The organism is Streptomyces sp. NPDC102490 (assembly GCF_044765285.1).
Taxonomy (GTDB): domain Bacteria; phylum Actinomycetota; class Actinomycetes; order Streptomycetales; family Streptomycetaceae; genus Streptomyces.
The window spans coordinates 249254-272477 of sequence record NZ_JBIWJU010000007.1; the positions used below are offsets into that span (position 1 = coordinate 249254).

The 23224-nt window shown below is 75.1% G+C and carries 15 protein-coding genes; 7 read left to right on the forward strand and 8 right to left on the reverse strand.

What is annotated here, in order from left to right:
- The first annotated feature begins 2 nt into the window (after window positions 1–2).
- From ACIRGB_RS18020 to ACIRGB_RS18030, 3 genes are all read left to right on the forward strand, one after another.
- Window positions 3–1409: a PP2C family serine/threonine-protein phosphatase gene (locus ACIRGB_RS18020; RefSeq protein WP_403865418.1), complete on the forward strand. Its 1407-nt coding sequence runs from the start codon at window positions 3–5 to the stop codon at window positions 1407–1409.
- A gap of 113 nt (window positions 1410–1522) precedes the next feature.
- Complete coding sequence (locus tag ACIRGB_RS18025) at window positions 1523–2869, forward strand: VWA domain-containing protein (protein WP_403865421.1); 1347 nt, start codon at window positions 1523–1525, stop codon at window positions 2867–2869.
- Window positions 2870–2915: 46 nt separating this feature from the next.
- Complete coding sequence (locus ACIRGB_RS18030; protein ID WP_403865424.1) at window positions 2916–4550, forward strand: FHA domain-containing protein; 1635 nt, start codon at window positions 2916–2918, stop codon at window positions 4548–4550.
- 18 nt (window positions 4551–4568) lie between these two features.
- Here the strand turns inward: ACIRGB_RS18030 and ACIRGB_RS18035 are convergent, their stop codons facing one another.
- Window positions 4569–5543 (reverse strand): methyltransferase domain-containing protein, encoded by a 975-nt coding sequence (locus tag ACIRGB_RS18035; RefSeq protein WP_403865427.1) that lies wholly within the window; start codon window positions 5541–5543, stop codon window positions 4569–4571.
- 86 nt (window positions 5544–5629) lie between these two features.
- On the opposite strand from ACIRGB_RS18035, the gene ACIRGB_RS18040 reads away from it, so the two are divergent.
- The 4 genes from ACIRGB_RS18040 to ACIRGB_RS18055 all read left to right on the forward strand — a co-directional run bounded on the left by ACIRGB_RS18040 (window position 5630) and on the right by ACIRGB_RS18055 (window position 13942).
- On the forward strand, window positions 5630–6043 hold the full coding sequence (locus ACIRGB_RS18040; RefSeq protein ID WP_011028501.1) for a globin: 414 nt from the start codon (window positions 5630–5632) through the stop codon (window positions 6041–6043).
- 133 nt (window positions 6044–6176) lie between these two features.
- Window positions 6177–9479 carry an FtsX-like permease family protein gene (locus ACIRGB_RS18045; protein WP_403865430.1) on the forward strand — a complete coding sequence of 1101 codons (3303 nt, stop codon included), beginning with the start codon at window positions 6177–6179 and terminating at the stop codon, window positions 9477–9479.
- 709 nt (window positions 9480–10188) lie between these two features.
- A complete protein-coding gene (locus ACIRGB_RS18050) occupies window positions 10189–12924 on the forward strand; it encodes an FtsX-like permease family protein (protein ID WP_403865433.1) in 2736 nt (911 codons plus the stop codon).
- Between the two features lie 58 nt (window positions 12925–12982).
- Window positions 12983–13942, forward strand: a complete 960-nt coding sequence (locus ACIRGB_RS18055; protein ID WP_403865436.1) for an ABC transporter ATP-binding protein — start codon at window positions 12983–12985, stop codon at window positions 13940–13942.
- A 10-nt stretch (window positions 13943–13952) separates the two neighbouring features.
- Here the strand turns inward: ACIRGB_RS18055 and ACIRGB_RS18060 are convergent, their stop codons facing one another.
- The 7 genes from ACIRGB_RS18060 to ACIRGB_RS18090 form a co-directional block, all read right to left on the reverse strand.
- Entirely contained in the window at window positions 13953–14654 is a 702-nt protein-coding gene (locus ACIRGB_RS18060; protein WP_403865439.1) for a hypothetical protein, read from the reverse strand.
- Window positions 14651–15061 (reverse strand): acyl-CoA thioesterase, encoded by a 411-nt coding sequence (locus ACIRGB_RS18065; RefSeq protein WP_403865443.1) that lies wholly within the window; start codon window positions 15059–15061, stop codon window positions 14651–14653. The genes ACIRGB_RS18060 and ACIRGB_RS18065 overlap by 4 nt, the downstream gene beginning before the upstream one ends.
- A 2-nt stretch (window positions 15062–15063) precedes the next feature.
- A complete protein-coding gene (gene ettA, locus ACIRGB_RS18070; protein ID WP_403865446.1) occupies window positions 15064–16728 on the reverse strand; it encodes an energy-dependent translational throttle protein EttA in 1665 nt (554 codons plus the stop codon).
- A 142-nt stretch (window positions 16729–16870) separates the two neighbouring features.
- The gene (locus ACIRGB_RS18075) at window positions 16871–18280 is read right to left on the reverse strand and encodes a Cys-Gln thioester bond-forming surface protein (RefSeq protein ID WP_403865449.1); all 1410 of its coding nucleotides are present in this window, start codon (window positions 18278–18280) and stop codon (window positions 16871–16873) included.
- 301 nt (window positions 18281–18581) lie between these two features.
- Window positions 18582–19085, reverse strand: a complete 504-nt coding sequence (locus tag ACIRGB_RS18080; RefSeq protein WP_403865452.1) for a single-stranded DNA-binding protein — start codon at window positions 19083–19085, stop codon at window positions 18582–18584.
- Between the two features lie 181 nt (window positions 19086–19266).
- The gene (locus tag ACIRGB_RS18085; protein ID WP_403865455.1) at window positions 19267–21525 is read right to left on the reverse strand and encodes a YfjP family GTPase; all 2259 of its coding nucleotides are present in this window, start codon (window positions 21523–21525) and stop codon (window positions 19267–19269) included.
- Between the two features lie 3 nt (window positions 21526–21528).
- The gene (locus tag ACIRGB_RS18090; RefSeq protein WP_403865458.1) at window positions 21529–23136 is read right to left on the reverse strand and encodes a dynamin family protein; all 1608 of its coding nucleotides are present in this window, start codon (window positions 23134–23136) and stop codon (window positions 21529–21531) included.
- Window positions 23137–23224: the final 88 nt, after the last annotated feature.

Below are 23224 nucleotides of genomic sequence, written 5' to 3' on the forward strand. Positions count from 1 at the left end.
TGATGTCGCAGATGCCCCAGCAGGCCGCTGTGCCGAAGTGCCCGAGCTGCGAGGAACCCCTCGAGTCGGGTGACCGTTTCTGCGGTGCGTGCGGATACGACCTGTCCGTCGTGCCCGCGCGGCCCACGGACAGCCCGACCCCGGCCGTCGACGGCGCGGTGCCCGCGCCGGACGGCGTGGACTGGCCCACGGTGCGGGACTCGGACGGCCACGGCCGGCCCGCCCCGGTGCACGCGGCGGCCGAACTGCCGGGCACCGACTCGGGTGGCTCCCCGCTGCCGCCGCCCCCGCCCGCCGCGCCGCCCTCGGCACCGGTGGTTCCGACACCGGCGGTTCCGGCACCGGCGGCCGGGTCGCCCGCGGCCGGTGTGCGGTTCGACCGGCCGGGCGAGCCCGAGGAGTACCCCTTGCAGGCGCCCGACCCGCGGCTGACCGCCGAACCGGCCACCACCGCCGAACCGGCGCCAGGCGGCGCACCGGCACCGGCCGCGGCCGAGAAGGTGTGCGTGGCCTGCCGCGCGGGCCGGGTCGACGACGACGGCTACTGCGAGAACTGCGGGCACGCCCAGCCCCGCGAACGCGACCACATGGAGCAGGAGTCGGGACCGATCGCCGCCGTCAGCGACCGCGGGCTGCGCCACCACCGCAACGAGGACGCGTTCTCGGTGGGCTGCACCGCGCTGCCCGACGGCGCCCCCGCCTCCGTGGCGATCGTCTGCGACGGCGTGTCCTCCGCGACCCGCCCCGACGACGCCTCGCTCGCCGCGTCCCGGGCGGCCGGCGCGTCGCTGCTCGGCGCCCTGCCGCGCGGCACCCACCCGCAGCAGGCCATGCACGACGCCATCCTCGCCGCCTCGCACGCCGTCAACGCGCTGGCCGACGAGCCCGCCACCGCCCGCGAGCAGGCCCCGCACCAGAACGCGCCCGCCTGCACCCTGGTCGGCGCCGTGGTCACCGCGGGTCTGCTGGTCGTCGGCTGGGTCGGCGACAGCCGGGTCTACTGGGTCCCGGCCGACCGCACCGCACCGCCCGCCCGGCTCACCGAGGACGACTCGTGGGCCGCGCAGATGGTCGCCGCCGGTCTGATGAGCGAGGCGGAGGCCTACGCCGACGAGCGCGCCCACGCGATCACCGGCTGGCTGGGCGCCGACGCCTACGAACTGGAGCCGCACACCGCGTCCTTCAAGCCGGACCGCCCCGGTGTGGTCGTGGTCTGCACGGACGGCCTGTGGAACTACGCGGAGTCCGCCGAGGAGATGGCCGAGGCCATGCCCCTGGACGCCGCCGTCCGCCCGCTGCACGGCGCCCGCGTTCTGGTCGGTCACGCCCTGGACGGCGGGGGCCACGACAACGTAACAGTGGCCCTCCTGCCGTTCCCGGCCCCTCCGCAGGGGGCAGGATCGGCCTGAGGCCCCCGCACGGACACGGGTGGAGCGGCGGCCTCGCGGACCGCAGGGGGCGGTCCGCACCAGTGAGCCAAGGCCCCACCGCTGTGGGGACGTAGAGGGGGATGCGATCCGGCATGGCCAATTTCTCGAAGTCGAACGTGCCGCAGTTCGCGGTGGACGTCTACCAGAACGAGTACCTGCCCGAGGGCGGCCGTGAGGTCAACGCCATCGTCACGGTCACCGCGACCGGCGGCGGCACGGTCGGGAGCGCGGTCGCCGCGCCCCACCTGTACTCGCCCGGGCAGGGGCCGTCCGCCGCCGTGGCACTGATGGTCGACTGCTCGGGCTCGATGGACTACCCGCCGACCAAGATGCGCAACGCCCGCGACGCCACGTCCGCGGCGATCGACACCCTGCGCGACGGCGTGCACTTCGCCGTGATCGGCGGCACGCACGTGGCCAAGGAGGTCTACCCGGGCGGAGGCCGGCTCGCGGTCGCCGACGCCACCACCCGGGCGCAGGCCAAGCAGGCGCTGCGCAGCCTCGGCGCGGGCGGCGGCACCGCGATCGGCACCTGGCTGCGGCTGGCCGACCGGCTGCTGTCCACCGCGGACGTCGCCATCCGGCACGGCATCCTGCTCACCGACGGCCGCAACGAGCACGAGTCGCCGGAGGACCTCAGGGCCGCGCTCGACGCCTGCGCCGGGCGTTTCACGTGTGACGCCCGTGGCGTGGGCACCGACTGGGAAGTGAAAGAGGTCACAGGGATCGCCTCCGCCCTGCTCGGCACCGCCGACATCGTCGCCGATCCGGCCGGTCTGGCCGCCGACTTCACGCGGATGATGGAGACGGCCATGGGCAAGGAGGTCGCGGACGTCGCGCTGCGCCTGTGGACCCCGGTCGGCACCACGGTGAAGTTCGTCAAGCAGGTCGCCCCGACGGTCGAGGAGCTGACCGGCCGCCGCACCGAGGCGGGACCGCGGGCCGGTGACTACCCCCTCGGTTCCTGGGGCGACGAGTCCCGGGACTACCACGTCTGCGTGGAGGTACCGGCCGCGGGCCTCGGCCAGGAGATGCTGGCCGCCCGCGTCTCCCTGGTCATCCCGGAGCCCGACGGCAGCGTGCAGAACCTCGGCGCGCAGGGTCTCGTACGGGCCGTGTGGACCGACGACATGACCGCTTCCACGTCGATCAACCCCCAAGTCGCCCACTACACCGGGCAGGCCGAACTGGCACAAGCCATCCAGCAAGGGCTCGATCTACGCAAAGCGGGAGACATCGACGGGGCAACGGCCAAACTGGGCCGCGCGGTTCAGCTCGCCGGTGCCTCCGGAAACGCCGATACGGCGAAACTGCTCGCGAAGGTGGTGGACGTGGTGGACGCGGCGGCAGGTACTGTGCGACTGAAAGCGAAGGTCGAGGAGGCCGACGAGATGACTCTCGAGACCCGGTCGACCAAGACGGTTCGTGTAAAGAAGTGACGCACAACAACCGCGCGACACGCCCGCAAGAGAGGGAAGCTCCGACATGCCGACCTGCCCGAACGGACACCAGTCGGGTTCCGACGACTGGTGCGAGGTCTGCGGTCACCGCATGGCCGGTGCCGTGCCGCCCCCTCCGCCGCCACCGCCGCCCGGCGGCGGCTACGGCTTCCCGCCGCCCGCCGGTCAGGGCGGTCCCGGCGGTCCCGGCGGCGAGCCGCAGTTGTGCCCGCAGTGCCGTACGCCGCGTGAGGGCGGTGCGCCGTTCTGCGAGGAGTGCCGGTGGAACTTCCTGACCAACACCGCCACCTCGTACACCCCGGCCGCCCCGCGCCCGCCGGCGTCCGGCGGCCCGGCGCCGGCCCCGCACTTCGGGCAGCCGCCCGCGCGTCCGTCGTACGGCGGCGGTGACGCGTACGACTACCAGGGCTCCCGCCCGTCCCAGATGAACCGTCCCGCAGAACCGATCCCCCCGGGCCCGCCGCCCTTCGGCGCCGACCCGTCGGGGCGCGGCGGTCCTGGTGGTCCCGGTGGCCCTGGTGGTCCCGGTGGCCCTGGAGGTCCCGCGGGCGGTCCCGGCGGCCCGAACGGTCCCTACAGCCCCGGCGGGCCCGGGGGCCCCGGCGGTCCTGGTAGCGGCCCCGGCGGCCCCGCGGGTGGCTTCGGCGGCCCGGGTGGGTCCGGTGGACCCAATGGGCCTGGTGGGCCTGGTGGGCCCGGACGACCTGGTGGCGGCTTCGGTGGCCCCGGCGGTCCCGGTGGCCCCGGTGGGCCCAACAGCGCCCATGCTCCCGGTGGTCCGAACGGTCCCGGTGGCCCTGGTGGTCCCGGGGGCCAGGGCGGTCCCTCCGGTCCCCCGGCGCCTCCCGGCTTCGGTGGCGATCCGTCGCGTCCGGTTCCGCCGCCGCCCGGCCCCGTTCCGCCCCCGCCCGGTGGCGCCGGTGGCCCTGGCGGCCCCGGTGGCGCCCCGCAGGGGTTCCAGTCCGGTCCGCCGGCCCCGCCCGCCTTCCCGCAGGAGACCAACCGCCCGCAGCAGGGCGGCCCGTCCTTCGGCGGCGGTGACGACGACTGGGTGCTCTCCCCGCCGTCGTCCACCGGTCCGGGCGGACCTGGCGGGCCTGGTGGACCCGGTGGACCGGCAGGCCCCGGCGGGCCGAACGGCCGTGGCCCGGGCCCGGCCCAGGGCAGCGGCTACGGCTACCCGCAGCCCGGCGCCACCCAGGCACCCCCGCCCGGCCAGGGCTTCCCGCAGCAGCCGCAGCGGCCCCAGCAGCCGACGACCTGGTCGGCGACGATCGGTCCCGACCGCGAGTACTTCATGGCGATGATGCAGCGCTCCGGCCCCGAGGCCGCGGGCCTGAACCTGCCCGCGTACTCGCCCGAGCAGCAGCGCACGCTCACCGGCAACCAGATCACCATCGGCCGCCGCAGGCACTCCACCGGCGACACCCCGGACATCGATCTGGCCGTGCCGCCGGAGGACCCGGGCGTCTCGCACCAGCACGCGGTGCTGGTGCAGCAGCCGGACGGCAGCTGGGCGGTCGTCGACCAGAACTCGACGAACGGCACGACGGTCAACGGCGGCGAGGAGCCGATCCAGCCCTTCGTGCCGGTGCCGCTCCAGGACGGCGACCGGGTGCACGTGGGCGCCTGGACGACGATCACGATCCGCCGGGGATAGCGCGACCGGCGCGCACCGTCAGGCGAACGGCCAGGCGTAGGGGCCCTCGGGGTCGTCCAGCCACGCCCAGGCCCGTTCGCCGCTGACGGTGATGCCGTAGCGCTCCCGGCGCGGGGCGTCCTCGCGGTCCCACAGCGCGTACGCCTCCTGCGGATCGAGCCCGCCCCGGCTCAGCGCCAGCAGGAAGCGGAACAGGTCGTCCTCCCGGGCCCGGCGCGGTACGCCGCCCAGGCCCGGCGTCTCGGGCTCGGCACGGTCCGCGCCGCGCAGCGGTACGAAGTACGCGGGCGTGTGCAGGAAGCGCCCCTCGGCGTGCCCGGCGTCGTGGACGGTGAGGACGACGAGGCCGGTGGCCAGCGGGGTCAGGATCCGGCCGCCGGGGCGGCACTGGGCCAGCCAGGCGCGCGGCACCCTGGGCAGCGTGCAGGTGGCGAGGATCCGGTCGTAGGGGGCGCGCTCGGGGACGCCCCGAGCGCCGTCGCCCGTGACGACGGCCGGGTGGTACCCGGCGGTGTCCAGGTGCCGGCGGGCCGACTCGGTGATCTCCGGCTCCAGATCGACGGTGGTGATCAGGTCGTCGTCGCCGAGGCGGTGCGCGAGCAGGGCCGCGTTGTAGCCGGTGCCGGCGCCGATCTCCAGGACCCGGTGACCGTCCCGCACGTCCAGCTCGACCAGCATCATCGCCATCAGCGAGGGCTGGCTGCTGGAGGAGAGCAGTTCGCCGTCGCGCAGCCGGGTCGCCAGCGGGGCGTCGGCGTACGCGCCGCGCACCCAGCGCTCGCGGGCGCCGGGATCGGGGTCCTCGCCCCACCGGCGTTCGTAGCCGCCCCGGACGCCGACGTAGTAGTACGGCACGAACAGGTGGCGCGGGACCTCCCGGAACGCCTCCCGCCACACCGGGTCAGCCGCCCAGGCGCCGCTCAGCTCGATCTCCCGCACCAGCTCCGCCCGCGCGGAGGCGGCGAGGCCGTCCAGATCCTCGTACCCGCCCATGTCTCCACAGTACGGGCCGGGCGCACGGCGGGCAGGGTCCCGGGGCGGTCCTAGGTCCTCGGTCCTATGTCCCCGTGTCTGAGACCATGGACGGCGTGAACGAGATTCGGCGCGGCACGCTTCAGGAGCAGACCTTCTACGAGCAGGTCGGCGGGGAGGAGACCTTCCGCCGCCTCGTCCACCGTTTCTACGAGGGGGTCGCCGAGGACCCGATCCTGCGGCCGATGTACCCGGAGGAGGACCTGGGCCCGGCCGAGGACCGGTTCGCGCTGTTCCTCATGCAGTACTGGGGCGGCCCGACGACGTACAGCGACAACCGCGGCCACCCGCGGCTGCGGATGCGGCACGCGCCCTTCGCCGTCGACCGGGCCGCGCACGACGCCTGGCTGAAGCACATGCGGGTGGCGCTCGACGAGCTGGGCCTGTCCGAGGAGCACGAGCAGACGCTGTGGAAGTACCTGACGTACGCGGCGGCCTCGATGATCAACACCCCGGGCTGACGGGCGCATTCCGGTCAGCTGACGCCGGATTCCGGTCACAATCCGGTCAAGTCCACGTCCCAGGCGCTTACTTCCGTACCTCCCCCTCTGCCACCATCCCGGAGAGGTCTGGACAACAGCGGCGGGGGGCCGGGTGGCGGGGTACGGGGGGCTCGCGGGGTTCGTGCTGCTGCGGGCGCGGGCGCACCGCCTGCTGCTGGCCGCGGCCCTGCTCACCGTCCTACTGACCACCACGGTGCTGGCCACCCTGACCGCCTACTCGGGCGCCATCGGCGACGCGGCCCTGCGGCACGCCCTCGCCGACCCGCGCACCGGGGCCGACGCCGCGCTGATCGTGAAGGCGGAGGTACCGGCCGAGCAGCGACAGGCCGCCGACGCCACCGTGCGGGAGGGCGCCGCGAAGACCTTCGAGGGGCTGCCGCGTACGGTACGGACCCTGGTGCGCTCGGGCCCGTACGCGCTGCCCGGCTCCCTGCGGCCGCCCACCGAGCGGTCCGGCGACCCCGACCTGACGTTCTTCGCGGCGCTCGACCCGGCGCAGGTCCGCGTCGACGAGGGCCGGATGCCCGCGCACGGGGGCCCGGACGCCGACGGAGCCGTCGAGGTGGCGGTGCCGGTGGCCGCCGCCGAGCGCATCGGTGTCCGTACGGGCGACCGCCTCACCCTCACCGACCGGCTCGACGGCCCCGCCGTCCGCATCGTGGTGAGCGGCCTGTACCGGCCGGTCGACGCCGGGTCACCGTACTGGCGCCTCGACGACCTGTCCGGGCGCGGCCTCCAGCAGGGTGGCTTCACGACGTACGGGCCGCTGCTCGCCCCGCCCGGTGCGCTCAGCGGTGGCCGGGTCAGCGCGGGTTCCTCCGGGTGGCTGGTGACGGCGGACTACGCGTCGCTGACGACCGGGCGGACGCAGGACCTCGGGGACGCGGCCCGGGGCGGTCTGGCGTGGCTGCGCGAGCAGCAGGTGCTCAGCGGCACCACCGCGGCGACCACCGACCTGCCCGCGATCCTGGAGCGTCTCGACCGTTCGCTGGAGGTCTCCCGTTCCACCCTCCTGGTCATCGCGGCGCAGCTGGTGCTGCTGGCGGGCGGCGCGCTGCTGCTGGTGGCGCGGCTGCTGAGCGTGGAGCGGGCGGGCGAGCTGCGGCTGCTGCGGGCACGCGGCGCCTCCCGGTCCCGGCTGGCGGCGGGGTCCGCGCTGGAGGCGCTGCTGCTGGCGGTGCCCGCGCTGGTCTGCGCGCCGCTGCTGGCCGGACCGCTGATCCGGCTGCTGGCCGGTCAGGGGGCGCCGGCCAGGATCGGGCTCGGCTGGGAGCCTGCGGCCGGCGGCAGCGGCACGGTGTGGCTGGTGGCGGCGGTCGCGGCCCTCGGGTGCACGCTGGCCGTGACGCTGCCCGCGCTGACCCTCGCGCCGGAGGCCGGCGGCGGCCGGTCGCGGGCGCTGCCGGGCTGGCTGCGGGCCGGGGCGGACGTGGGCCTGCTGGTGATCGCCGGTATCGCCTACTGGCAGCTGGACCAGCAGACCTCCGCCGCCGCCGGGACGGGCGAGGCCGAGGAGGCGGGCGGCCTGGGGGTCGATCCGCTGTTCGTGGCGACGCCCACGCTGGCGCTGCTGGCCGGGACGGTGCTGGCGCTGCGGCTGCTGCCGCTGGTGGCGCGGCTCGCGGAGCGCCGGGCGGCGAGCGGGCGCGGGCTCGCGGCGGCGCTGGCGGGCTGGCAGCTGAGCCGCCGTCCGATGCGCGGGGCGGGTCCCGTGCTGCTGCTGGTGCTGGCCGTGGCGCTGGGCACGATGGCGATCGGGCAGGGCGCCTCGTGGTCCCGTTCGCAGGACGACCAGGCCGACTTCCGCACGGGGGCGCCGCTCCGGGTGCAGGCCGCGGGCACGCCGGGCCCGGGCCGCACCGACCTGGTCGCGGGCGTCGCGGGTGTGGCGGAGGTCGCCCCCGCGGCGCGGTCCGAGGTCTCGCTGTCCGGCGACCGGACGGCGACGGTGCTCGCGCTGGACACCTCGCACGCGGCGGGCCTGATGCTGATGCGGCCGGACCTGGCCGACGAGTCGCCGCGGGCGCTGCTGTCCGGGATGGCGCCAGGCCGGCCGTCGAAGGACGCGAAGATCCCGGCGGGCACGGCCCGGCTCGCGCTGGCGGCGACGCTGGCCGTCCGGGGCGCCGACCCGGGCGCGGCCGACTCCGGGTCGGCGGACGTGACGGTCACCGTCGAGGACCGCTGGGGCACCCCGTACCGGCTGGCGGCCGGTCCGCTGGCCGCCGACGGCCGGGAGCACACCCTCCGCCTGGACGTCTCCGCCGGTCCGCTCACCCTGACCGGCGTCGAGTCCACGGTGGTCCAGCCCGGCGGCCGCAGCGAGCAACACCGCCTGACCGTACGGCAGGTGACGGCCACGGCCGCCGACGGGACGGTACGCCGGGTGCCGCTGCCCGACGCCTGGACGGCCGGGTCGGAACTGGCGCCCCCGCCCGCCGTACCGAACGCGGCCGGCGCCCCGTCCAAGCCCCGCCTGCCCGGCTCGGAACCGCTCGCCGTCGAGTACTCCACCGGCCGCTCGGACGGCGGCTGGAAGATCACCACGCTGACCGTGCGGCTGCGGGTCGCGCAGCCGAAGCCCGCCGAGGTGACCGCGGTGGCCACCGACCGCTTCCTCGACTCCTCCGGCGCCCGCACCGGGCAGCGCGTCACGGTGCTGATCGGCGGCCACGACGTCCCGGTGCGGATCGTCCGCTCCGTGCGCGAGCTGCCGGGCACCGGGCCCGAGACCCCCTCGGCGCGGTTCGGCGGCGCCCTGCTGGTCGACCTGCCGACGGTCAACCGGCGGTTGCAGGGCAGGTACGGCGCCGCCGTCGCGCCCACCGAGTGGTGGCTGCGGGCCGGGCCGGGGCGGACCGAGGAGGCGGCAGTGGGCCTGCGGGCGTTCCCGGACACCGCACCGGCCCAGGTCCTGGTGCGCGACGAGGTCGCCGAGCGGCTGCGCGACGACCCGTTCGGCGCCGGTCCCGGGGCGGCGTTCGCCGCGGCGACCCTGGTGGCGGCGGCGCTCGCCGCGGTCGGCTTCGCGGTCAGCGCGGCCGGGTCGCTGCGCGAGCGCGGCACCGAGTTCTCCGTACTGCGCGCCCTGGGCGCCTCCCGCCGCGGGCTGGCCCGCATGGTCGCCGCCGAGCAGGGCGTGCTGACCGGCCTGGCCCTGCTGACCGGCGCCGCCCTGGGCGCGGTCCTGACCCGGGCGGTGATCCCGCTGACCGTCCTGACCCCGCAGGCCACCCGCCCCGTACCGGACGTCCACGTGACCCTGCCGGGCGACCGCATCGCCCTGCTGCTGGCCGGCATGGCCGTCGTCCCGCTCCTGGTCACCGCGGCCCTGTCCCTGCGCCGCACCGACCCGACGGCGACCCTCAAGTCCCCCGGAGGCACCGGCCGGTGAACCCCACGACGACACCCCGGACCGTCACCCGCGCCCTGCCGATCCACCCCACCGGCACCCTTGACGACACCCGCCCCACCACTGCCCACGACCACACCGCCCCCACGCCCCACCTACCCGACGGTGACCCTCAAGCCCCTCGAAGGCACCGGCCGCTGACCCCCGCGACCACACCCCGGCCCCACTCCCGCGCCTTGCCGGACCACCCCACCGGCGCCCTTGACGACGCCCACCCCACCACTGCCCACGACCGCACCGCCCCCACGCCCCACCGACCCGACGGCGACCCTCAAGCCCCCCGAAGGCACCAGCCGCTGACCCCCACGACCACACCCCGGACCCCCACCCCGCCCCACTCCCGCACCCTGCCGGACGACCCCACCGGCGCCCTTGACGACGCCCGCCCCGCCCCTGCCCACGACCGCACCGGCCCCACGCCCCACCGACCCGACAGTGACCCTCAAGGCCCCCGGAGCCACCGGCCGCTGACACCCGCGACCACGCCCGTGTCCTCCACCCGGCCCCACTCCCCCGCCCTGCCGGACGACCCGCGCGCGCGTGCCCTGCCGGAGCCGGACGACCCGTGCGCCCGTGGCCTGGCGGGCCACCGGCCCGTACCGCTGACGACCACCGCGGCCGTCGCTCCGCCCCTGCCACCACCGCGCCGCGCGGAGGTCGCGGTGTCCCTCAAGGACGGAGGTACCGGACGGTGAACCCTGTGACCGCGCCCTGGGTGCGTACCCGGCTGCGGGCCGCGCCCGGCGCCGCCGTCGCGCTGGCGGTGCTGGTGGCGGTGACCGCGTGCCTGGCCGCCGCGTTCCCCCGGGCGCTGGACCGGTACACGGACGCCGGGCTGCGCCAGGCCGTCGAGCACGCCCCGGTCGACGAGAGCGGCATCCTGATCACCGCCCAGCCGGACCTCGACGGAGAGGTGGCCCACACGGAGGAGAGCGTCCGGCCCGAACGCCTCACCGGCCTCTACGAGTCCACCCTCGGCACCGTCGAACCTCCGCTCGTCATCGACGAGAAGCGCTCCTCCTACGGCGTCCGCGCCACCGAGACCCTGCCGTCGCCGGACACGTGGCTGCCCCGGCCCGACGGCCTCCCCGCGGAGATGCTCCTCGCCGCCCCGCACGGTCTCGCCGACCACACCCGGCTGCGCTCCGGCCGGCTGCCCGAGGTCCCCGGCGAGGAGGCGACCGCCTCGACCGCCGAGGTGCAGGCCGCGGTGACCGAGGAGACGGCCCGCACGCTGCACATCAAGGTCGGCTCGGTCGTCCACGTCTCCGGCCAGCAGGATCTCACCGTCCGCGTCACCGGCATCGTCACGCCCGAGGAACCCGACAGCCCCTACTGGTCCGTCGACTCCCTGCTGCGCACCCCCTCCCTGCGGCGCACCCCGGGACCGATGGGGGCCTCCAACCCCTCCTACTGGGTCGGCGGCCTGCTGCTCGCCCCCGAGGCGGCCCCCGCGCTGCTGACCGTGACCCCCACGGTCCGCTACTGGCACCTGACCCCCGACCCGGACGCCCTGCACAGCCGCGACCTCGACGGCCTCTCCTCCGCCGTGGCCTCTCTGGAGTCCGGTCCCGGCCTGGAGACGCTGCACGCGACGATCAGCCCCTTCACCGACGTCACGACCGGACTCGACAGCGCCTTCACCACGTACGGGGAACTCCGCGGCGACATCGGCCCGCTGATCGTCGTCGCCGCCTCGGGCGCGGGCACGGTCGCCGCCGTCGTCCTGCTGATGGCGGGCGGCCTGGCCTGCGACCGGCGGCGTGCCGAGCTGGCCCTGCTGCGGGCCCGCGGCGCGTCCGTACGGGGTATGGCGGGACGGCTGCTGGCCGAGACGGCGGTGGTGGCCGTGCCCGCGGGCGCCCTCGGCTTCGGCGTGGCCCTGCTCGCACTGCCCGGCGGCGGCCGGCCGCTCCCCGCGCTGTGGGCCGCCGTCGCGGTCACCGCCGTGGCCTGCCTGGCGCTGCCGCTGCGGGCCGCCGCCGCACACCGTGCCGTACGGGTCCACGACGGCCGTCGCGACGCGGTGTCCCCGCGTGCGTCCCGGCGCCGTACGGTCGCCGAACTGACCGTCGTGGTCCTCGCGCTCGGCGCGGTCGAGCTGCTGCGCCGGCGCGGGGCGTCGGACGGCGCCGGTGACCTGGTGGCGCTGGCCCCGGTCCTGGTCGGGGTGATCGCCGCGCTGGTGCTGGTGCGCCTGTATCCCCTGCCGCTGCGCGGGCTGGCCCGCCCGGCCCGGCGGCTGCGGGGTGCCGTCGGGCCGCTCGCGCTGGCCCGGGCCGGCCGCGGCTCCGCCTCCGCCGTGCTGCCGCTGCTCGCGCTGCTGACCGCGTTCACCGTGGCGGCGTTCGGCGGCTCGGTCCTCAGCGGCGTCGCCGACGCCCGCGACCGGGCGGCACTGCTCTCCGTCGGCGCCGACGGCCGGGTGGAGGCGGAGGCCGCGCTGCCCGCCGGGCTGCCCGGCCGGCTCGGGAAGGTGCCCGGGGTGCGGGAGGTCACCGAGGTCGGCCTCGACCACCAAGCCAGGACGAACGACGGCCGCCAGTCGCTGCCGCTCGCGACGGTCGACCCGGGCGACTACGCGGCGCTGGCCGGGCGGACGGACCTCGGCGCGTTCCCCGCGGGCGAGCTGAGACGGCCGGACGGCGCCGAGGGCGGCTCCGAGGACGCCGTGCTGCCCGCGCTCGCCTCGCCGACGGTCGCCGAACGGTTCGGCGACGACACCTTCCAGGTGCGCCTGGCCGACGGCAGCGCCGCCACCCTGCGGATCGTGCTGGTCCGCGACCGCACCCCGGCCGTGTACGGCGACGAGTTCCTCGTCGTGGACCGGGCCGGGCTGCCGGCCGGGGCGGTCCGGCCGAACGTGCTGCTGCTGACCGGCGACGACCTGGACGCGGGCGCGGTGCGCCGGGCGGCGGACGGCGCGGGCACCGTCCAGTTGCGGTCCCAGGAGCGCGGCACGTACGTGGACTCGCCGTTGCAGTCGGGTGCGGAGCACATCTACACGGCCGCCGTGGCCGCCGGCGCCGGTTACGCGGTCCTGGCCCTGCTGCTGTCCCTCGCGAGCGCCGCGCCCGAACGCGCCGCCCTCCTCGCCCGGCTGCGCACCATGGGCCTCACCCGCGCCCAGGGCCGCCGCCTGCTCGTCCTGGAGTCGCTCCCGCAGGCGCTGCCCGCGGCACTGGGCGGCGTCCTGACCGGCTGGGCGGCCGTCCGGCTGCTCTCCCCCGGCATCGACCTGACGACCATCGCGGTGTCGGCGCCGACGTCCCCGGCGGGGCGCGCGGAACTGAGCGCCGACCCGTGGTCGCTGGCCGTCCCGGCGGTCGCGGTGCTGGTCCTGGCGGTGGGGGTGGCGGCATTCCAGGCGTGGTGGACGGGCCGGCGCGGCGCGGTGGCGGAACTCCGGGCGGGTGACGCGCGGTGAGGGCGCGAGCGAAGACACGGACCCGGCGGGCCGCGGACGGAGACACGGAGGAGACCCGATGACGACCGACCCCACCCTCGCGGACCTGGCCGACCGCGCCACCGCGGCCCGGCACCGGCCCGCGTACGGCCACGACGCCCTGATCACCTGCGACCGCCTGGTGCGGATCTTCAGCGCGGACGGCGTGGAGGTGCAGGCCCTGCAAGGGCTCGACCTGCTGGTCCGGGAGGGCGAGCTGATGGCGCTGGTCGGCGCCTCGGGCAGCGGCAAGTCCACGCTGATGAACATCCTGGCGGGGCTGGACACGCCGACCGCCGGGGCGGCCCGGGTCGCGGGGCGCGACCTGCTCGCGATGACGGCGAAGGACCGCCTGGCCTACCGCCGCACGGTGGTCGGCTTCGTGTGGCAGCAGACGGCCCGCAACCTGATGCCGTACCTGACGGCCGCGCAGAACGTGGCCCTGCCCATGCAGCTGGCCGGCACCGGCGGACGCCGGGCGGCGCGCGCCGAGCGCGCCCTGGAGCTCCTGGACCTGATGGGCGTCGCGGACTGCCGCGACCGGCGCCCGCAGCAGCTGTCCGGCGGGCAGCAGCAGCGGGTCGCCATCGCCGTGGCCCTCGCGGGCAATCCGTCCGTGCTGCTGGCGGACGAGCCGACGGGCGAGCTGGACTCCCACACCGCGGAACAGATCTTCGCCGCGTTCCGCACGGCGAACGAGCACCTGGGGACCACGGTCGTCATCGTCACCCACGACCAGGCGGTGGCCGGTGAGGTCCGCCGCACCGTCGCCATCCGCGACGGCCGCACCTCCACGGAGGTGCTGCGCCGCAGCGAGGTGGACGCCGAGACCGGCCACGAGACGGTGGTGGCCCGCGAGTACGCCATGCTCGACCGCGCCGGCCGGCTCCAGCTGCCCGCCGACTACACCGCGGCCCTCGGCATGCGCGACCGCGTCGCCCTGGAACTGGAGTCGGACCACATCGCCGTACGCCCGGACGACAGCGAGCCCCAGCGCTGAACGAGCGGCCTCAGCGCACGCTGATGCCCAGGGCTCCGGTCCCCGCCCGCCGCAGCGCGACGGACCCGAAGGGCGTGCGCAGCCGCAGCCACGCACCGGAGGACAGCAGCTTCGGCGCGTCCCCTCCGGTTCCGGGGCCAGAGGCCGATGTTCCGCGCGGCCGCAGGAACCCGAGCGACTGGGCGGCGTGCACGGCCCGCACCGGCAGCCCGGTGTCCCCGACGCTCCGGGACCAGATGTCCCGCCCGACCCGGTCCAGTTCGGCCCGCGTACGGTCCTCGGGGGCCAGCTCCGCCGTACGCGCCCGGAACTCCGCCACCGCGGCGGCGACCAGCGCGCGCAGGGCGTCCGGGGCGGGCAGTCCCGCCTCGGTCCGCCAGCCCCCGCGCGGGGGCAGCACCCCGGCCCAGGGCGGCCCGGTCACCGCGTCCGGCACGCCGGAGGTGGCCGCCTGCTCGTCCACGGTCTCCAGCAGCTCACCGGCGGAGACGGTCACGTCGAGCGTGACGTCGAGCCCGTTCTCGTACGGCTTGGCCAGCCGTACCGCGCGTACGGCCAGCACCTCGAAGGAGGGCGGGCGCCCGAAGACGGCCAGGGCGGTGCCGGCCGCCTGGAGGCGTACCGCGGCCGAACGGTCGTAGTGGAGCAGCCGGGAGAGGAAGGCCGCGAGATCCGCGGCCTCCCCCTCGTCGGCCAGGTGGAGGACCGTCATGCGGCGACGGCCTCCTCCTTGGTGTCCGTGTACTCCTCCAGGAACTCCCGTTCCTCGGCGGTGAGCCGGCGGGGCCGCTGCGCCTCGAAGTCGAACGGCACGATCACCGTGGAGGCGCGGACGTAGATCTCGTCCCCGTCCTTGACCTCGTAGGTGAGGGTGAACGACGCCGCCCTGATCTGCGTGACCCACAGCTCGATGTCGACCGGGCGGTGCCGGTGGACGAGCTGCCGCTTGTAGTCGATCTCATGGCGTGCCACCACCGACCCCTGCTTGAAGTCCTTCTCCGGGCGGAACAGGAAGTCGATACGGGCCTCCTCCAGGTAGCGGAGGAAGACCACGTTGTTGACGTGGCCGTACGCGTCCATGTCCGCCCAGCGCAGTGGGCAGCGGTAGATGTGCCGCAAGATCAGCCCCGGGTCAGCTTCTTGTAGGTGGCGCGGTGCGGGCGGGCGGCGTCGGCGCCGAGCCGCTCGACCTTGTTCTTCTCGTACGACTCGAAGTTGCCCTCGAACCAGAACCACTTGGACTCGCCCTCGTAGGCGAGGATGTGGGTGGCGACGCGGTCCAGGAACCACCGGTCGTGGGAGACGACCACGGCGCAGCCGGGGAACTCGAGCAGCGCGTTCTCCAGGCTGCTGAGGGTCTCGACGTCGAGGTCGTTGGTCGGCTCGTCGAGGAGCAGCAGGTTGCCGCCCTGCTTGAGGGTGAGCGCGAGGTTCAGCCGGTTGCGCTCGCCGCCGGAGAGGACCCCGGCCGCCTTCTGCTGGTCCGGCCCCTTGAACCCGAAGGCGGAGACGTACGCGCGCGACGGCATCTCCACCTGGCCGACGTTGATGTAGTCCAGCTCGTCGGAGACGACGGCCCACAGCGTCTTCTTCGGGTCGATGTGCTCGCGGCTCTGGTCGACGTAGGAGATCTTGACGGTGTCGCCGACCTTGATCTCGCCGGAGTCCGGCTCCTCAAGCCCCTGGATCATCTTGAACAGGGTCGTCTTACCGGCGCCGTTGGGGCCGATGACCCCGACGATCCCGTTCCGCGGCAGCGTGAAGGACAGGTCGTCGATCAGCACCTTCTCCCCGAAGGCCTTGCTGAGGTTGTTCACCTCGACGACCACGTTGCCGAGCCGCGGGCCCGGCGGGATCTGGATCTCCTCGAAGTCCAGCTTCCGCATCTTGTCGGCCTCGGCGGCCATCTCCTCGTACCGGGCGAGGCGGGCCTTGGACTTGGCCTGGCGGCCCTTGGCGTTGGAGCGCACCCACTCCAGCTCGTCCTTGAGGCGCTTCTGCCGCTTGGCGTCCTTCTGGCCCTCGACCTTGAGGCGGGTGGCCTTGGTCTCCAGGTACTTGGAGTAGTTGCCCTCGTAGCCGTGCAGGCGGCCGCGGTCGACCTCGCAGATCCAGCCGGCGACGTTGTCCAGGAAGTACCGGTCGTGGGTGACGGCCACGACGGTGCCCTCGTACTTGGCGAGGTGCTGCTCCAGCCAGTTCACCGACTCGGCGTCGAGGTGGTTGGTGGGCTCGTCGAGCAGCAGCAGGTCGGGGGCCTCCAGCAGCAGCTTGCACAGCGCGACGCGCCGCTTCTCACCACCGGAGAGGTTCACGACGGGCCAGTCGCCGGGCGGGCAGCCCAGCGCGTCCATGGCCTGCTCCAGCTGGGCGTCGAGGTCCCAGGCGTTGGCGTGGTCCAGCTCCTCCTGGAGCTTGCCCATCTCCTCGAGCAGCGCGTCCGAGTAGTCGGTCGCCATCTGCTCGGCGATCTCGTTGAACCGGTCGAGCTTGCCCTTGACCTCGGCGACACCCTCCTGGACGTTCTCCAGGACGGTCTTCGCCTCGTTGAGCGGGGGCTCCTGGAGCAGGATGCCGACGGTGTACCCCGGGGACAGGAAGGCGTCCCCGTTCGAGGGCTGCTCGAGCCCCGCCATGATCTTCAGAACGGTCGACTTACCGGCGCCGTTCGGTCCGACCACACCGATCTTCGCGCCGGGCAGGAAGCTCAGGGTGACGTCATCAAGGATCACCTTGTCGCCGTGCGCCTTGCGCGCCTTGCGCATGGTGTAAATGTACTCAGCCAAGAGAAACCGTCCGGCAGCTTGATCAGGCAGTGGTCAGATACACCCCATCTTGCCGCACCGCCACCGCTGGGAGGAAACCCGTTTGGCTCGACCTCTGTGACCTGGGGGTTTCGTGCACTGCGCTATCGCGCCGTGCTCGTCGTCACGCTTCGTTCCTCCGGCGGACGAGCAGCAGGACCGCGCCGCCGATGAGCACGAGGCCGATGGCCGCGCCGCCGATCAGGGGGGTCGCGTCGGAGCTGCCGGTTTCGGCGAGGTTGGGGTTGGCGTCGGGGGAAGGGGTGACGACCGTGGCGGGGGCCGGTTCGCTGAGGGTGTGGGTGGTGTCGGCCAGGGTGGCGCTCTGGGTGCGGCAGTCGAGGACGCCGCTGAAGCGCTGCTCGAAGCCGGCCGGGCCGCGGATCGTGAAGTCGTAGGCGCGGTCCTCCGGCAGCGGGACCGGCACCGTCCGGGTTGCGCCCGCCGCGACGGTGTACTCGGTGTCAAGCAGTTCGAAGGTGAAGGGCGCGTCGCCCTGGTTGAGCGCGGTGATGTCGAGGGTGCCCTCGGCGCAGTTCTTCTCGGCGGACAGGGCGGGTATCGGGCCCTCGGCGGCCCAGGTGGCGGTCGCCGTCGCGGCGACCGTCGACTCGCTGGAACCGGCCAGGATCTGCGTCTGGCTGCGGCTCTCGGAGGCGAAGGCGCGGCCGACCGGCACGGTCGTCGACGCCTGGACGGACAGCCGGGCGGTGCCGGCCTCAGCGTCCTCGGGCACGTCGAAGAAGATCTGGGTGCCGTCGGTGACCTCGGTGACGGGCTCGCCCTTCTTGTCGACGATCCGTACGGCGTCCTCGGCGGTGGCGTCCACCGGGGGCGTCACCGTCGCGTTGCCCGCGTCGGTGTGGACCGTGACCGGGCCGAGCCGCTCGCCGGGGCGGCCCGAGACGGCCGGCGGGTCGAGGGTGAGGGAGGCCGCGGGCTCGGCCAGGGCGCGGGCGTTCTTCTCCAGGTAGTCGGCGAGCCGCTCGGCCTGCGGGTCGACGGCCTCGACGTCCGTGTCGTCCGAGTACCGCCAGATGGCGACCTGGGTACCGGCCGCCGCGTCCTCTTCGGTGAGCCCGCCCCGGACGCCCGCCTTCTTCGCGAGCGCGGCCAGGTCGTTGACCTGCGGGTAGGAGTTCCCCAGGATCCAGCGGACGCGGCCGGCGTCCTTGTTGGTGCCCAGCGACGTCCCGCTCCAGGGAGTCTCCTGGTACTTCGCGTCCTTCTGCGTCGGGTTCTGGATGTCGACGCAGTACGTCTGGAGCATGCCGCCGCCGTCGACGGACATCTCGAACAGGCCGGCCGGCACCTGCTGGTCGCCGTCCTCCCCGTGGATGACCGCGGTGCCGTGCGTCTTCAGGCCGCCTATCGTGGCCGTCGCCCCGCCCTGTCCCCGTACGCCGTCCCGGGCGGCGGCCGGTGCCGCACCGGTCACCACACCGGCGACGGCGAGCACGGACGCCAGCGCCCCGGCGGCGAGACGCGCCGCCCCTCGACCGGGCAGAGACGGCGCAGCGAGCGAAGAAAACACCACATTCCCCTTCGAGCAGGACCCGTTGACGTGGGGGGAACGGTCCCACCAGCAGAATCAGCAGCCACACAAGGCTCGTTCGGCATCCTAAGGACCTGACGGACCGGGCTTGCCGGTGATCGTCGCCCGCACGGTGATCCGAATCGGAATCGTTATCGCCGAGAGCGTCGTTGAGCAGGGCTTATCGACAAATCCACCCGGGTCGCCGCAGGTGTATGCGCGGACAAGCCGTACTTCGGGCGGTTTCGGCGACGCCGGCCGGCCTCGGTGTCATCCCCCCTCGATGTCATCCCCCTCTCTGTCATCCCACCGGGACGGGCTCCGGTCGCTGTTCGGGGGTCGCACCGGCCGACTGCTCCGCCGACTCCCCCGCCGGTTCCCCGGCCGATCCCCCGGCCGCCACCTCCCAGTTGGGTTCCGGCTGGGGTGGCGAGGTCGATGCCTCCGCCCTGCCGGTGCGCCGGAAGGCCGCCGTGCCGCGGGCGAGATCGTGGCCGATCGCCACCGCGTCGATGTCGGCCGAGGTCCTGCTCTGCCCCTCGCGCACATCGGTGCGCACCTTCAGCCTGCCCTGCACGACGACGGGGTCGCCCACCGCCAGTGACCCCGAGGCGTTGGCGGCGAGCTGCCGATTGGCCCACACCGTGAAGAAGTTGGTGTGTCCGTCCGTCCAGGCGCTCTTCTCGCGGTCCCAGTAGCGCGCGGTGACCGCGAGCCGGAAGCGCAACGACGGTCCGTTCGCCAGCTCTCGGAAGACCGGCTGGGTAGCCACGTTGCCCACCGCGCAGATCATCGTCTCGTTCATCGCGAGTCCTCCCTCCCGCACGGGCCCGTCCCGTACGGCGGCCGGGGCGACCGCGTCCGTCGCGATCGCCGTGGAGGCCAGATTGCCCGCGGTCGAGCCGGTCCGCCGAGGGCTGTGGACCGGCCCGGCGTCTGTGGAGAACTCCGCCACCCGCACGGGTGGCGGCCGTGGCCGAGCGCCGCTACCTCGTCGCGGCCCCGAGCCCGGTCCCCACCCCGACCCCGGTCCCCGCGCCCGTGACCCGCGCGTACTGTTCCCGCACCTCGCGGTACCGCAGCAGTTCCGCCGCCAGCGGGTCCAGCACCCTGGCCCGGCCGCACCCCGCGGCCGCCTCCCGCAACAGGCGTTCCGCCTCGTGGCCGTAGCGCCTGGCGGGGCCGCGGGCCGCCAGGCGGCAGCTCCATTCGATGAGGGGGCCGCCGACGATGCCGGCCAGCATCAGCAGCACGGGCACCCCCAGGTTCGGCGGCACGACGCCGACGATCTGGCCCAGCAGCCACAGGCCGCCCACCACCTGGAGCAGGGTCATGGTCGCCTGGGCGAGGACGGCCACCGGCCACCATCCGGGCCGCGGCGGACGTCCCGGGGGCAGCCCAGCGCGCACCACCAGCTCGTCGAGGGCCTCGGGCAGCCCCTGCGCCCCGCGGACGGCCGCCTCGCGCATCGCCAAGGCCCACGGCGCCGGCAGTCCGGCCGACGCCCGGTCCGAGACCGTACGCACCGCGTGCTCGACGCGCTGGCGGGCCGTGGCCTCCTCGTCCGCCTGGGCGCGGGTGGACAGCCGTCCCGTGACGGGATCGCGCCGGTCGTGGTACCAGCGCCACAGCCGCAGCCAGGGAGTCCCGCACGCGCGGTTGGCATTGCGCAGCCAGGCGCGTTCGGCGGCCTCGCCCGCCGCGGTGGCGCCCACCGCGTCGGCCAGCCGGTCCGCGAACTCCTCCCGCGCCTCCTCACTGAGCCCGGTGCGCTGCCCCGTGACGTACACGGGACGCAGGCGCCGGGCGGCGGCGTCCACATCGGCCGCGATGCGGCGGGCCGGAGCCTGCCGTTCGGCGACGAACTGGCCGAGTGTCTCGCGCAGTTCGCCGACCCCCTCCCCGGTGAGCGCGGACAGGGCCAGCACGGTCGCGCCCGGTTCGCCGTGCTCGCCCAGTGCGATGCCGTCCTCGTCGAGCAGGCGCCGCAGGTCGTCGAGGACCTGCTCGGCGGCCTCCCCGGGCAGCCGGTCGACCTGGTTGAGGACGACGAAGGTGATCTCCGCGTGGCCCGCCATCGGCCGCAGATAGCGCTCGTGGATCAGGGCGTCGGCGTACTTCTCCGGGTCGACGACCCAGATGACGGCATCGACCAGGGCCAGGATGCGGTCCACCTGCTCGCGGTGCTGCACGGCCGCCGAATCGTGGTCGGGCAGGTCGATCAGGACCAGCCCGCGCAGCGGCGAGTCGGAGTCCGGGTGCTGGAGCGGACGGCGGCGCAGCCGGCCCGGGATGCCGAGCCGGTCGAGGAGGCTGGCGGCGCCGTCGCTCCAACTGCACGCGATGGGCGCGGCGGTGGTCGGCCGACGGACGCCGGTCTCGGAGATGGTCACCCCGGCGAGGGTGTTGAACAGCTGCGACTTTCCGCTGCCGGTCGCGCCGGCGATGGCGACGACGGTGTGCTGTCCGGAGAGCCTGCGCCGCGCGGCGGCCTCGTCCAGGACCCGGCCCGCCTCGGCCAGGGTCCCGCTGTCGAGCCGGGTGCGGGAGAGCCCCACCAGTTCGCGCAGCGCGTCCAGGCGCGACCTGAGGTTCCCGTCGTAGGCGAGCGGCATCAGGGCGGCCGAGGTCGCGGCGGGTCTGCTCGGCAGGGCGGCGAACTGCTCGGCCCCGGCGTTCTCGTCCACCCGCCGCGCGATCAGCCCGTCGCCCCAGGCGGCCTCCCCGTCCCCGGAACCACCCGCACCACCGCCAGAACCACCGGCACCGCCGACACCGCCAGAACCGCCCGCACCACCGGTCGTGCCCTCGGTACGGTCCGCGCGGGGGTGCGCCCCGGGGGCCTCGTCGCGCACGCGCGCGGGGGAGTCGCCCGAGCGTTGGCTCCCGCGTTCCCGCGGACGCCTCCCGCCTCCCGCGTCCTCGGCCCCGCCCGCCTCCCCCGCCGCGTCCTCACGCGGAGCGCGCCCACGAACGGCACGCTCGCGGACGGCCGCCTGCTCCGCAGAGTCGCCCTTCCGGCCCCGGCGCTCCTGCCCGTCGCGGCGGTCCTGTCCGTCCCGGCTGTCTCGCTGCTGCCGGTCGTCTCGCCTCTCCCGGCCCCGGTCGTCCCGGTCGTCTCGCCTGTCCCGGTCGGCCCGGGAGCCCGGCGTGTCGGCGGTCCGGTCCGCGCGTTCCGGCTCCTTCGGCTCAGGGTCGGTGTGCTCGGTGTGCTCGGTGGGGTCCTGGTCAGTGACGGCGGTCACCGGTCACCTCTCCTTCTGCAGTACGGACAGCGCGGCGATGAGCTCTGCCTGTGGCTCGGGGTGCACCTCGAGACCGTCGAGCGGCGCCAGCCTGCGCTCCCGCTCGACGTGCATGACCCGGTCGACGTATTCCTCGAGCAGCCGCCCGCCCCGGTCGCGCAGCCGCAGCGCGCCGTGGGCGCCGATCCGCTCGGCGAGCCGTTCCCCGGCGACGCGCGCGCGCCGCCCGCCGAGCAGCACGGTGGCGACCAGGCCGGCCACCACCCCGGGGTCCGGTGCCAGGTTCCGGTCCAGCTCGCGCACCTCCTCCTCGGCGTACTCCTCCAGTTCGCGCCGCCAGCGCCGTACGGCCATCCCGATGCGGTGCTCGGCGCTCTCCGGTGCGGGGGCGCGGTGCGCGAGTTCGGGGGCGTCCGCCGCCGGTTCGTGCCGCCATGCCTCGTCGACGCGTTCGTCGGCGGCCGTCACGGCGCACAGCAGCAGGGCGCTCAGGCTCTCCACCAGCGAGTCGAGGAGTTCCTCCGGGGTGCAGTCGAGGGGGAAGGCCCGCCAGCGCTTCAGCGCGTCCCCGGCGAGCACGGCGCCCGCCTGCAACCGCCCCCGTACGCGCGCGTGCTCCCTGTCGTAGGCGCCGTCGACGGCGGCGGTGAGCCGCAGCGCGGCGGCGTACTGCGCGGCGGTGGCCCCGGCCAGTTCGGGCATCCGGGACTTGAGCGAGTCCAGGATGCCGTGCGCCGTACGGGCCATGGCGTGGTGCCGGGCGTCGAGTTCCTGCGCCCGGTGGACGAGCCAGGACCGCAGCGGTGCCACGGCGCTGGCCGGCAGCAGTCCGCCGCCCCAGGCCGACTCGGGCAGCTCGGGGACCGTGAAGCGGGGGACGTCGCCGAGCCCGGCCTTGGTGAGCAGCGCCCCGTACTGCCGCGACACCTCGGACACCACCTGGTGGGGCACCCGGTCGAGCACGGTGACCAGCGTGGCGTCGTACTCCTTGGCGGTGCGCAGCAGGTGCCAGGGCACCGCGTCGGCGTAGCGCGCGGCCGTGGTGACCATCACCCAGATGTCGGCGGCGCAGATCAGCTCGGCCGCCAGGACGCGGTTGTCGGCGACGAGGGAGTCGACATCGGGCGCGTCCAGGAGGGCGATGCCGGGCGGCAGGCTGTCGGCGGTCTCGACCCGCAGCACGCGCGCGGGGTTCTCGCCGGGCAGCAGCAGGTCGTCGTCCGGCTCCCGGTGGGGCACCCACACGCGCGTGAGGTCGGGCAGCACCCGCATGCCGCTGAACCAGTGGTGGTCCTCCGGGTGGCACACGAGGACCGGCGTGCGGGTCGTGGGCCGCAGCACACCCGCCTCGCTGACCCGGCGTCCCACCAGGGAGTTCACCAGGGTCGACTTCCCGGCGCCGGTGGACCCGCCCACCACGGCCAGCAGGGGCGCTTCCGGCTCCTTCAGGCGGGGCACCAGGTAGTCGTCGAGCTGGGCGAGCAGTTCGTCGCGGTTGGCACGCGCGCGTGGGGCCCCCGGCAGGGGCAGCGGGAAGCGTGCGGCCGCGACACGGTCGCGCAGGGCGGAGAGTGCGTCGAGCAGCTGAGGCCGTACGTCCAAGGTCACCACATGTGAAGAATGCCCAATTTTGAGGGAATTCTGAAGCATATGAGCATGATGAGCATGTCTGCGCCCTGACCGGACACTCCGGACGGAA

Coding starts and splice junctions, on each gene's coding strand:
- ACIRGB_RS18020 (WP_403865418.1), top strand. CDS start 3: ATGTCGCAGATGCCCCAGCAGGCCGCTGTGCCGAAGTGCCCGAGCTGC.
- ACIRGB_RS18025 (WP_403865421.1), top strand. CDS start 1,523: ATGGCCAATTTCTCGAAGTCGAACGTGCCGCAGTTCGCGGTGGACGTC.
- ACIRGB_RS18030 (WP_403865424.1), top strand. CDS start 2,916: ATGCCGACCTGCCCGAACGGACACCAGTCGGGTTCCGACGACTGGTGC.
- ACIRGB_RS18035 (WP_403865427.1), bottom strand. CDS start 5,543: ATGGGCGGGTACGAGGATCTGGACGGCCTCGCCGCCTCCGCGCGGGCG.
- ACIRGB_RS18040 (WP_011028501.1), top strand. CDS start 5,630: ATGGACGGCGTGAACGAGATTCGGCGCGGCACGCTTCAGGAGCAGACC.
- ACIRGB_RS18055 (WP_403865436.1), top strand. CDS start 12,983: ATGACGACCGACCCCACCCTCGCGGACCTGGCCGACCGCGCCACCGCG.
- ACIRGB_RS18060 (WP_403865439.1), bottom strand. CDS start 14,654: ATGACGGTCCTCCACCTGGCCGACGAGGGGGAGGCCGCGGATCTCGCG.
- ACIRGB_RS18080 (WP_403865452.1), bottom strand. CDS start 19,085: ATGAACGAGACGATGATCTGCGCGGTGGGCAACGTGGCTACCCAGCCG.